Annotated in this window: 10 protein-coding genes and 1 pseudogene; 5 read left to right on the forward strand and 6 right to left on the reverse strand. The window is 32.3% G+C overall.

What is annotated here, in order from left to right; translation table 11 throughout:
• Positions 1-77: 77 nt before the first annotated feature.
• The 4 genes and pseudogenes from GMC_RS20720 to GMC_RS0110450 form a co-directional block, all read right to left on the reverse strand.
• Complete coding sequence (locus tag GMC_RS20720; RefSeq protein ID WP_010522088.1) at positions 78-1,253, reverse strand: T9SS type A sorting domain-containing protein; 1,176 nt, start codon at positions 1,251-1,253, stop codon at positions 78-80.
• 692 nt (positions 1,254-1,945) lie between these two features.
• A pseudogene (nadD, locus tag GMC_RS19720) lies at positions 1,946-2,526 on the reverse strand (nicotinate (nicotinamide) nucleotide adenylyltransferase).
• 42 nt (positions 2,527-2,568) lie between these two features.
• Positions 2,569-3,138 (reverse strand): guanylate kinase, encoded by a 570-nt coding sequence (gmk, locus tag GMC_RS0110445; protein WP_010522090.1) that lies wholly within the window; start codon positions 3,136-3,138, stop codon positions 2,569-2,571.
• Entirely contained in the window at positions 3,138-3,995 is an 858-nt protein-coding gene (locus tag GMC_RS0110450) for a YicC/YloC family endoribonuclease (RefSeq protein ID WP_010522091.1), read from the reverse strand. Before GMC_RS0110450 ends, gmk begins: the two co-directional genes overlap by 1 nt.
• A 190-nt stretch (positions 3,996-4,185) precedes the next feature.
• Between GMC_RS0110450 and GMC_RS0110455 the strand changes: the two genes are divergently transcribed.
• Entirely contained in the window at positions 4,186-4,695 is a 510-nt protein-coding gene (locus GMC_RS0110455; protein ID WP_010522092.1) for an acyl-CoA thioesterase, read from the forward strand.
• 24 nt (positions 4,696-4,719) lie between these two features.
• Here GMC_RS0110455 and GMC_RS0110460 read toward each other — a convergent pair whose 3' ends face one another.
• Complete coding sequence (locus tag GMC_RS0110460; protein WP_010522093.1) at positions 4,720-5,616, reverse strand: DMT family transporter; 897 nt, start codon at positions 5,614-5,616, stop codon at positions 4,720-4,722.
• 5 nt (positions 5,617-5,621) lie between these two features.
• Positions 5,622-5,981 carry an arsenate reductase family protein gene (locus GMC_RS0110465; RefSeq protein WP_010522094.1) on the reverse strand — a complete coding sequence of 120 codons (360 nt, stop codon included), beginning with the start codon at positions 5,979-5,981 and terminating at the stop codon, positions 5,622-5,624.
• An 85-nt stretch (positions 5,982-6,066) separates the two neighbouring features.
• Between GMC_RS0110465 and GMC_RS0110470 the strand changes: the two genes are divergently transcribed.
• Genes GMC_RS0110470 through GMC_RS0110485 form a run of 4 tightly spaced genes read left to right on the forward strand, consistent with a single transcriptional unit; the run spans position 6,067 to position 12,044 of the window.
• On the forward strand, positions 6,067-6,540 hold the full coding sequence (locus tag GMC_RS0110470) for a DinB family protein (protein ID WP_010522095.1): 474 nt from the start codon (positions 6,067-6,069) through the stop codon (positions 6,538-6,540).
• Positions 6,541-6,579: 39 nt separating this feature from the next.
• Complete coding sequence (porZ, locus tag GMC_RS0110475) at positions 6,580-8,916, forward strand: type IX secretion system anionic LPS delivery protein PorZ (protein ID WP_010522096.1); 2,337 nt, start codon at positions 6,580-6,582, stop codon at positions 8,914-8,916.
• Entirely contained in the window at positions 8,916-9,635 is a 720-nt protein-coding gene (recO, locus tag GMC_RS0110480) for a DNA repair protein RecO (protein ID WP_010522097.1), read from the forward strand. Before porZ ends, recO begins: the two co-directional genes overlap by 1 nt.
• Positions 9,636-9,638: 3 nt before the next feature.
• Complete coding sequence (locus GMC_RS0110485; protein ID WP_010522098.1) at positions 9,639-12,044, forward strand: TonB-dependent receptor plug domain-containing protein; 2,406 nt, start codon at positions 9,639-9,641, stop codon at positions 12,042-12,044.
• The last annotated feature ends 25 nt before the right edge of the window (positions 12,045-12,069 follow it).

The raw sequence follows: 12,069 nt of genomic DNA on the forward strand, positions 1-12,069 counted from the left end.
ATTAAAAAGGGAACATTTTCAAAATGTTCCCTTTCCCATAAATAGTTAGATTTTGGCTTTAGCGAATTATCAAAATATTAATTGATAATAATTTTTTGAGTGTAATTACTATCTGACGATTTAAAGTTCAAAAGGTAAATACCCTTAGTTGATAATCCTGATTTTATAGTACCCAAATCTATTGAGTTAACGCCGTCAATCAAGCTGTAGTTAAATGTATATACAAGTTTACCGCTTAGGTCATAAACGCTTATTTTAGAAGCATCAATTTTATTTGAAACTACTTCTAAAAATAAATCATTATTCGTAATATTGTTTTGTACTGCACGGAAGTTTCCATTGAATTCATTTTGAGAAATTAATTTTTGTCCAGATGTTACTTTCCAGTCAAAAGTTTCTTGATTTCCGTCGTTATTTCCGATAGGGAAAATAATTGCTCTGTTCACATTCCATTTGGCTTGTAACCATTTTCCAGTTTGTAAACTCCTTAAAGCTACTTTTCCGTTACCTTTTGATTTCCATTCAAATCTTTCCCAGTCACCTTTATTTTTTCCAGCTGCTCTAATTCCAATACCAGTGTTGTTTCCCACTGATTGTAAATAGTTATTATTTGATAAAGCTTTTAAGGCAGCACCTCCTTTAGGGTTGTTTTCAACTAAAAAACGCTCCCAAGCATCCACTCTGTTAGCGCGCGCTATTACAGAATTATTTGCCCCTGAGATATCAGCAGTAACATAATTTTTATTTCCGCCTGACTTTTGTAATGAAATGATGCTTCCTACAGGAGCTCCGTTTGCGTTACCAGCATCAGGATTTGAGTTGTTATTACCCCCAAAACGCTTTCTGGATTTTAACCATGCAACATCCCATTTTGGTCCTTTTTGATTACATCCGTTTGGACCAATATCCGTTCTACCAGGACAACCTGTTTCATCAGGAGCAGTGTTTGCAGGCCCGTTTCCACATTGGATATCATTGTAAGGGGCATCGCCATTCACATATTTTTTATACAGGGGGTGTTTTTTTAGTTCGTTACATACATCGCGAATGTTTCTTTTTTTGCCGTTAATTACAAACGAAACTTTATTGATGTCGCCCAAATCATGATCAAAGGTGGTATTACACCAGCAAAAACCATTTTTAGCATAACTATCAGTCCAGCCAGGGTGTCTTGGATTGTATTTTTGAGCTAACAAGTTTGTTGTTGAAAAGAGCAATAAAAATAAAGCGTTTAAAATAAATTTTGTTTTCATATTTAATTAGTTAGTTTAAAATTTGAAGTAAAAGTAAGAGGAACATATTGCTGATTATCCTTTAGTTATGTTAATATTGAGTGTGGGTGAGTCATAAAAAATTAGTGCTTTTTTTATGATTAATATAGGAGGGTATTGTGAAATGTTCGAGCTTACTGGGTAATAATTAATCAATCTTAGTTGATACTGTTGTTAAATGATTTTAAATATATAAAGCACTTGTATTTAGTTATAATAGTGTTAACAGTATTTAATTTAATACAGTTAATAATTTTTGAACGGTAATAGGGGTGATGGTATTGAGTTTAGAACTGCTTCGTGTGATTTATGCAATGCAATAGAGTAAATTGTATCGAAAAGAGTTATGTTGTTACCCACAGTAGGTTCTCGATATATTTTTTATTTCGCTCCGCTACATAAAAACACTCGAACTAATATTAGGGTGTAGATTTTGTGTTTGAAGTATTTTGAATGATTTGCGGTATGTAATGGGGTAAATTGTATCAAAAAGAGTTACGTTGTTACCCAGTAGGTTCTCGATATATTTTTATTTCGCTCCGCTATATAAAAACACTCGGACTAATATTAGGGAGTAGATTTTGTATTTAAAGTTGCTTCAAACAATTTGCGAAATGCAATGGATCAAATTGTATACGAGAAGGGGTTTCAATTTTACTTTGATTTTTATACTATCATTTGTAAAAATTCATTTCATCAATATAATTCCAAACGGAGTTGCTTAAAAGCGGTGTAATGTTTTTTTGTTTTTAATCGCATTCCGAATAAATGTGGATGAAATTTCCATAATTGGAGCTGTAACCAGATTTATTTTTGGGTGATTTTGAAAATTTTCGGGAATGGTACCTTCTGAAATTCTTGGATATACGTATAGTTTATAATTTTCTAAAATTGCTTCGTAATTTTTCCATTTGTGGAAACTTTTTAAATTATCGGCACCCATGATCAAACAAAAATCTTTGTTTGGATAGCGCTCTTCCAAATTAGTCAGCGTAAGGATGGTATAGTTAGGCTGTGGTAATTTGAATTCTATATCGCTTGGGTGAATATTTGGATAATTTTCTGTGGCTTTGTATACCATTTCCAATCTGTGATGATTGTCAAGTAAGGAGCTTTTCTTTTTAAAAGGGTTGTGCGGAGTAACTACCATCCAAACTTCATCTAAATCCGAAAACTCAACCATGTGGTTGGCTATAGCCAAATGCCCTATATGAATAGGATTAAACGTGCCAAAATACAATCCAATTTTTTTCATAAAAAACAAAGTTTATGTTAAATACCTATTTAAAACGAACTGTTATTTTAAAAATTTAGAAACCAATTGATATGCCTCTTGCTTAGCAATTTTCAAATTGTCATTAGTAATAATAGCGTCAAATTTAAGTGCCAGATTCAACTCTTTATCTGCTTTTGCTAAACGCATTTGTATTTTTTGTTCAGTTTCAGTGGCTCTTCCGCGCAAGCGTTTTTCTAATTCTATTTTATTAGGTGGTTTTACAAAAATTGAAAGGGTTTCCTGCGGGAATTGCTTGGCAATATTTAATCCGCCAACAACATCAATATCGAAAATAACAGCTTTCCCAGTTTTCCAAATACGCTCAACTTCGCTTTTAAGTGTGCCGTAAAAATTATTGGAATACACCTCTTCAAATTCCAAAAACTCATCGTTAGCAATTTTAGTTTTAAATTGATCAATGGATAAAAAATAATAATCTTTTCCGTCAATTTCCTGTCCGCGTGGGGAGCGTGATGTAGCCGAAATAGAAAACTCCAAAGCTAAATCAGTTTTGCGTAATAAGTGTTGTACAATGGTTGTTTTTCCACTACCGGATGGGGCAGAAAAAACAATAAGTTTACCTTTGTTCATTACAATACGTTTAAAAGTTGTTCTTTTATTTTTTCAAGCTCATCCTTCATTTGAACAACAAGCTGTTGCATGGGCGCATAATTAGATTTGCTGCCAATGGTGTTAATTTCGCGTCCAATTTCTTGAGAAATAAAACCTAATTTTTTTCCGTTGGAATCGTTGGAAACTAAATTTTCATTAAAATAATCAAGGTGATTTGCCAAACGAACTTTTTCCTCGGTAATGTCAAACTTTTCAATATAGTATACTAGTTCTTGTTCAAATCGATTTTCATCATACTTTTCTTTAAGCTCGGCCACTCCTTTCTGCAATCGAGTTTTAACATTTTCAATACGTTCAGGATCAATAGCAATTACTTTTTCTAATAACGTACGTATTGAAGCTATGCGCAGGGTAAAGTCATTCTCAAGTACTTCGCCCTCAGTTTTACGGTAATTGATTATTTCGGTAATCGCTTCACTAAGTAAGTTTTCAATAACTTTAAATTCAGCAGCATCAATTTCCTCACGTTCTGTTTTTAAAGTATCAGGTAAACGAATAGCCATTTCTAAAAGTGCTGCTTCGCTTACGCTAGAAATTTCATTAAGTTCCTGCATGTATTTTTTTACAACAGGTGCATTAATACTTGAACTAGAATTTTCGCCAGTAATTTCAGTGTACAAAGTAAAATCAATTTTACCACGTGTCAATGCTTTGGCAATTGTGTTTCGTAAAATAAGTTCTTTTTCTCGGTACTGATTAGGCATTCGAGCATTTAAATCCAGGTTTTTACTATTCAAAGATTTAAGTTCAATACTTATTTTTTTATTTTCTAGTTGAATCACGGCTTTTCCAAAGCCAGTCATAGAATGTATCATTCGATGTATATTGTATAAGGTGCAAAGATACAGAAATAACAGTTTTTATAGCTGTTTTTAGTAGGGCATTCATAATTTGATAGTTGCTAATTTATGGATTTTTTAATAAGAAAATTATGATGTTTTGCTATTGATAAATTGAATATTTTTAACTTAAATTGTTAGCGAACTAAATAGATAAATTAAGTATATGTTTTTAAATAAATTTGATATTCGTTGGAGCGATTTGGATCCTAATCAACATCTGGCAAATTCTGCTTACACAAATTTTATGAGTGCTACCCGAATGGCTTATATGACCAAGCAAGGTGTTAGTTATAATGATCTCAAAAAGCACAGTATAGGTCCCGTCGTTCTTAGAGAGGAAATACATTATTTTAAAGAAGTTTTTCCAGGGAAACCAGTATACGTTAGTCAAGAGGTGTTTGCAGTGAGTGAAGAGGGGAGTTTTTATAAGATTCGACATAATTTTTATGACGATCAGGGAGGTAATTTTGCTAGAGGCGAAATGTTAGGAACTTGGTTGGATATGAAAACTAGAAAAATTGTAGCCCCTCCTTCAGAAATATATGATCCATTAATGGGAAGTAATCATGCCGCTGATTTTAAAATTTTAACTAAAGAAGAAACCCGTGTAGCAAATGTAGCTCCTGCTGACATTGATTTAGCAAATGAATTGGATTGGTTTGGCAATGCATAACATATTTTTTAAGAATTTGAAAAATCAAACTTTAAACTTTAATTGTTTTTGACTAACTAGGTATACACCTGCAAATATCAGAATTGCTGCAATAATTTTAACAATATCAATACTATCAGTGCCTAATACTACGGCAAAAAGAGTAGTAAGTAGCGGTTGAAAGTAGATGAATACGGCAACGGTAGTCGGTTTTAAAATTTTAATAGCAAAAATGTTTAAGAGGTAAGTACCAAAAGTTACAAATACAACAACATAAGCTATGCTTAAATAACCAGACAAAGGGATTTCCGAAAATGGCATTTCCAATACTTGGTTTAGTCCAAATGGCAGTACCATTAAAATTCCTAAAAGATACATCCATTTAATAAAAGTGAAAGGATGGTATAATGTTGTCAATTTTTTTACAATAACTAAATAACAAGCAAATGATGCCGCATTTACAAAAATCAAAAAATTACCAAGAGCAGGATTAGGTGCCGTGGCTAAGTTTCCTTTTCCGTAAATAATCATTAATAAAGTGCCAGATAAACCTATAAGTAGTCCTAAAATACGATGCCATTGAAGTTTTTCATTTAAAAAAATAACAGCGAGTAGTAAGGTGATCATAGGAGCTGTTACCATCATAACCGCAGCGTTAATTGGTGTGGTAAGGTTTAATCCATAAAAAAAAGCCAACATATTGAGCGCCATTCCAAAAAAGGCAGCGCCCAAAATTCGGGGATAATGTTTGCGAGCTATTTTTTCTTTAGGGCCAAACAAACCCACTAACCAAAATAGCAAGCCGGCACCTGTAACCCTGAATAAGATAAATCCGAAAGGCTTTATGTAATGCGGCATTACATTTTTAGCAATGCTAAAATTAGCTGCGTAAAATATAGCCACAAATGAAGCAGCAACTAGTGCAAGTTGACGTTGGTTCATCGTGATTAACTATTTTCAATATGTAATTTAGCAGCTTCAACAGTTTTTTTAGCATTTCCAATAAAGTTATGGTCGCCTATTTGAATAATTGGTCGCTTTAAAAAAGAATAATGCTCTAAAATTAAATTTTTACAATCCTCTTCAGTAAGTTGCTTTTCTTTTAAGTTTCGTTCTCTATATAATACGGAACGCCTATTTAATAAGCTTTCGTAGCTTCCGCTAAAAGTATAAATTTTTTCCAGTTCCTCTTTTTCAATAGGTTGTTCTTTAAGGTTTTGAAGTGTGAAATTTTCGGAAAGTTCCAATTCTTTTATAATGCGCTTACAAGTGCTACATGTAGCTAAATAGTATACTTTTTTGGTCATTTATTGTTAGTTTAAAATCTTAGATTGCAAAGGAAAATGAAATCAATTAGAAAAAGCATATTTTTGATATAAAATATACCCAAAAATGGAAGATTTAAAAAGAGCACTTGAAATAACCAAAATCAGCAGAAAGGTTCATTATAAAATATTAAATCACTACACTTTAGAAGAATTAAATTATATACCAAGCGGTTTTAAAAATAATTTGTTTTGGAATATAGCACACATTATGGTGACACAACAGTTATTGGTTTATGTACAAAGTGGTTTAAATACAGTTATTGATGAAACATGGATTAATTTGTATAGAAAAGGAACAAGTACCAAAAGAGATGCTACTAAATCAGAACTAGACCAGTTAAAAAAACTACTTTTTACTACTATTGAAGCGACAGAAAAAGCAATTGAAGAAGGGAAATTTAAAAAATATGATGCTTATATGACCAGTACAGGTTTTGAATTAAAAAAAGTAAATGATGCTTTTGAATTCAATAATTTTCATGAAGGTATTCATTTGGGATACATATTGGCATTAAAAAAAGCTATTCCCGAAAAATAATATTAATATCCCACTTTCAGTTATATATCAAAATAAACTATGGTTGTTTTAAAGCGCTATTTAATTTTTTTCTTTTGTTTGCTAAACACTTTTATGTTTTTGGCTCAAGATTTTTCAGGCAATTGGAAGTCCCATTTTGCCTATGTGGATTTTGTTGATATTACCACAGCCGAAGATCGTGTTTTTGTTGCTTCAACCAATACTATTTTTGTTCATGATGCTGTTACAAACACCAATATTGAATATACTACAGTAGATGGTTTATCAGGAGATGATATTGCAACATTACTTTATAGTGAAAGCAAAGCATTAATTGTAGTAGGCTATAAAAATGGTTTGGTCGAAATTATTGATGAAGTGTCAGGTAAAGTAACTTCATTAGTGGATATCCAAAATAAAACAGGGGTGCCGCCAAATAGTATTAAAGTCAATAGTTTTTTTGAGGATGAAAATTTACTTTATATAGCTACAGGGTTTGGAATTGTAGTTTATGATTTAAATACTAATTTATTTGGAGATACTTTTTTTATCAGTAGTTCATCGGCAGTAACAAGTGATGTGGCTAGTGTTGCAGTGGTTGGCAATACAATAATTGCTTCAATACAAGGGCGAGGCACTTTTTCTGGAGATAAAAACAATTCAAATTTGATTGAATTTGCCAACTGGCTGCAAATTCAAGATGAAGTATTTGAGGATATTCAACTTTTTTCAGGTAAAGCAATAGCTCATAATGATGGGAATTCTATATTTGAATTTGATGGAGTTACATTTAAGTCGGTTTTTTCGGATGAGGATCGGATTTTGGATTTTGAAACTAGCGATAGTTTTTTGGTGGTAACATTTTCTAATAAAGTATCTAGATTAACAACATCTTTTGTTTCGGATATTGAAATGCCATTCAATGATACAGAATTAAACAATAAAATTACTCATGCCACATTTGTAAATGATGAGGTGTATTATGTAAATCAAGAAAACGGTTTTTTTAAAACAACCAATCAACAATTTCAGGATAATGTAACAATAGGACCTGATGGGCCATTGTTAAATAATGGATTTGCAATTGATGCTTTTGATGGTGATTTGTGGATGGTTTATGGAGCGGTTACTGCAACTTTTAATCCAGGTGGTTTGCGAAAACGTAAAGGATCCAGTAGATTAAGAAATAATAAATGGACAAATCTTGATATAAGTAAATTCAATAATGCACCTATACTGTCTGAAATTCTAATAAATAGAAGCAATAAAGAGCAAGTGTACGCAGGGACCTTTAGGGGTAATGATGGTTTTTTTGAGATCTTGGATGCAGAAATGGTGAATGTTTTTAATGCAGAAAACAGTAATATTGAAAAAAGTACTTTTGAAAATGGAGCAACATCAGTTTTTACTTTTGAATTTGATACTGCTGGCCAACTATGGATAATAAATAACGAAGTAACTAAGTTGTTGAAAAAATTTAAAAGAAATGAGGATTCTTCAGGGACTAATTTTGAGGTTGATTACGATGGTTTTTTAAATGAATTTGGAACTTTTGAAGCTTTTAACAGTAATGAAATTGTTAGAGATGATGATGATAATTTTTACTTTACTACCGTAAGAGATGGATTATTGGGTTATCAATTAAATACGAATAAAAAAGCAATATTGAAAACTGAAGATTTGGAGTTTTCTTTTGTCAGAACAATAGCTCTAGCCTTAGATCTTACAGGAGATCTGTGGGTGGGTACCACATCTGGCTTAAGAATTATTGAAAATCCAGATAGGATGTTTGAATTAGGGAATAATGTTAAAGGAGAACCAGTTATTTTTTTAGATGACGGCATACCTCAGGAACTGTTTTTTCAACAAGCTGTAGCTGATATAAAAATTGACGCCAATAACAATAAATGGATTGCAACGGAAGGAGGAGCGTTTTATCTTTCCCCAGACGGGCAAGAAATTTTATTAAATTTTACTAAAGATAATTCTCCGCTTCCTTCAAACAACATCATTGATATTGCTATTGATGAGTCCACAGGAGTTGTTTTTTTTGCTACCGATAAAGGTTTGATGGAATATACAGCAGGAGTTACAGTTGCTCAAGAAAATTTGGAAAAATTTAAAATTTTTCCAAATCCAGTCCGTCCAGAACATACGGACGTCAATGTAAAAATACAAGGATTGACAGTTGGAGCTAATGTTAAAATCACTGACGTGGAAGGGAACTTAGTTTTTGAAGCTCAAAATGAAACTTTTGGAGGACAGAGTAGTGGGGAGATAGAGTGGGATACCCGTTCATTTAGTGGTCAAAAAGTAGCCTCGGGTGTTTATTTAGTGTTGGTCACCGGGGAAGAGGGTGGACAAACTACTGTAGGAAAAATACTTGTTGTACGCTGATGCAAATAAAAACAGAGGGTATTGTTATTCATTCTATTAGGTATGGCGAAGCTGATGTTATTGCTAAAATATATACTAAGGAAAAAGGGTTGATTTCGTACTTAATACGAGGAGTACTAAAATCAAAAAAAAGAAAAATAAAGCCAGCTTTTTTATTGCCTTTTTCTATTTTAACCATCGATGCATCTCACAAATCAAAAACTACGTTAAAACGTTTGATAGATGCTAGTCCTATTGAGGCTTACACTACGCTGCACCAATCAATAGTTAAAAATAGTATGGTCACTTTTTTAACTGAAATTTTATTGCAAGTTTTAGCAGATGAAGCACCTGATGAACAGCTTTATGAATTTGTAGCCTATTCAATTTTGTGGTTGGATGCAAATGAAGAAATTACTCTATTCCATGTTCATTTTTTGCTCAGGTTAACTACTTTTTTAGGGTGCAGTCCTGATAGTACAAATATACATTTAACAAAATTTGATTTGAAAGAAGGAAACTTTACTTTTAATACCAAAAGTGGTTATTTTATCGAGGGCACACTTTTAGTTGCATTTAAAATGCTTTTAGGCACAAATTTTGATAATCTAAAAGAAATTTCATTACCAAAAGAAGAAAGAAAACAATTATTAAATAAGGTGTTACTTTATTATAGTTTTCATGTTCCAGGGTTTAAAAACCCAAAGTCTTTATTGGTATTAGAGACTCTTTTTAGCTGACTGATGAATAAAATTACGTTATATCTTTTTTCTTTTTTTCCAATTTTTATTTTTTCGCAGTCTATAAAAATTATCGATTTAGAAACAAAAAAACCGATTGAAGGGGTTCGTGTTTCATCTGAAGTATTAAAAGAAGATAGGTATACTGATGCAAAGGGGCGTGTTGTTGTCGTTTTGAATAAAGGGGATTCCTGGTACGATTTTGTAATTGACGGTTATGATGAGGTGGGTTTAAGTGCCTCAGAAATATTAGCTTTAGGGTATGTTGTGGAGATTGATCGTTTGAAGGAATCTTTAAAGGAAGTGATCGTTTCCAATACAAAATGGACCGAAAAAAAACAGGAAATTTCTAGGAAAGTATATCAAATCACTAAAAATGATATTTTAGAAGCGAATCCGCAAACTTCCGCAGATCTATTACAAAAGTCAGGGAATATTTTTGTCCAAAAGAGCCAGTTAGGTGGAGGTAGTCCTTTTGTAAGAGGTTTTTCAGCTAATAGGCTATTACTTTCAGTGGATGGTATCCGTATGAATAATGCTATTTTTAGAGGAGGTAATCTTCAAAATATTATTTCTGTTGATCCCTTATTTGTTGAAAATTCTGAAGTAATTCTTGGACCTGGGTCAATAATTTACGGAAGCGATGCAATTGGAGGCTCAATTAACTTTAGTACTTTAAAACCAACTTTAGCTAAAAATAAAAAGTTTGAAGCTAAAGGAAATTTATTAGCAAGAACTGCAACAGCAAATAATGAACGTACCTTTCATGGTGACATCAATTTTTCAGGCAATCAAATAGCTTCAGTAACTAGTTTTTCATACAACAACTTTGGCGACTTAGTTCAAGGAAGCCATGGACCAAAAGATTATTTGCGAAATGAGTTTGTTGAAGTTGTTGATGGTAATGATGTTGTTTTATCAAATTCAAATCCCAAAAAGCAAGTCAAATCAGGGTACGAACAGTATAATTTTTTGCAAAAGTTAGTTTATAAACCTAATAGATATTTAAATGTAAATCTAGGACTTATATACACTACTTCATCTGAATATGATCGATACGATCGTTTGCAACGCAAAAGAAATAATCAATTTAGGCATTCAGAATGGTTTTATGGTCCACAACAATGGTTAGTGGCTTCTGGAGTTGTTTCGTATAAAAAGAAAAAACAATTTTTTGACGAATTGAAAGTAACTAATGCCTACCAAAACTACGAAGAGAGTAGGAATATAAGAGATTTTAATGATTCCATCAGGGTTACTAATCAAGAAAAGGTAAATATATATTCATTTAATTTTGATGCTAGAAAAGCAAAAGGAAAATTAAAGCTCAATTATGGTTTTGAATATATTTACAATAAAGTTTTAAGTAATGCTTATGAATTAAATAGTATCAACGGGCAAATAAATGATTTGGATTTGACAAGATATCCAAACGGTTCAACATGGCAATCTGTAGCAGGATACGCAGTAACAAATATAAAAGCGACTAAAACTTTAGGTTTGTCCTTGGGCATGCGCTACAATCACGTGCTTTTGAGGGCGAAATTTAATGATGTTAGCTTAGAGTTTCCTTTTTCAGAATCCAACATAAACACAGGAGCTTTAACTGGTGCTTTTGGAGTAAATTGGAAAATGACAAAAAGCATAACTTTAAAAGCAAACGCGAATACAGCATTTAGAGCACCCAATATAGATGATGTTGGGAAAACGGTGTTAGATTCTGAGCCAGGTTCATTAACTGTTCCAAATCCTAATTTAAAATCTGAGTACGCATATAATACTGAAGTTGGTGTTAATTACAGTAAAAAACAGTTCAAATTTTCAATAACGGGGTATTATACTTTTCTGGAAAATGCACTGACTCGAACAAATTTTGAACTTAATGGAAATACCTCTGTATTTTTTAGAGGGCAGGAGAGTGAAGTTTTGGCAATTCAGAATAGTTCGCATTTGTATGTAAATGGATTAGAATTCAATTCACAAATACCAATAGTTAAAAATTTAAAATTAGTAGGGAGCTATACTGTTACTAGAGGTAAAAATACACTTTCAGACGAAACAAAAGTACCCGTAAGACATGTGTCGCCTGACTTTGGTAATGCACATTTAATTTACAGAAATAATAAATGGATGTTTGATGTTTACACAGAATTTAGTAAAGCCTTTTCTTTTAAAGAACTCGCTCCTTCAGAAAAAGAAAAGGTGTTTATTTATGCCAAAGATAATCAGGGTAATCCATTTTTGCCATCGTGGATCACTTACAATTTAAGAACCAGTTTAAACGTAACTAAGCAGCTAACTTTTGTTGCGGCTATCGAAAATATTACGGATCAGCGTTACCGAACTTACTCTTCAGGGATATCCGCCCCAGGCATAAACTTTATTTCAAGTTTGCGTTATAGCTTTTAAAAAAGAAACATGATAGTATGTATTA

Source organism: Aquimarina agarivorans, from assembly GCF_000218485.1.
In the GTDB taxonomy this organism is placed as follows: domain Bacteria; phylum Bacteroidota; class Bacteroidia; order Flavobacteriales; family Flavobacteriaceae; genus Aquimarina; species Aquimarina agarivorans.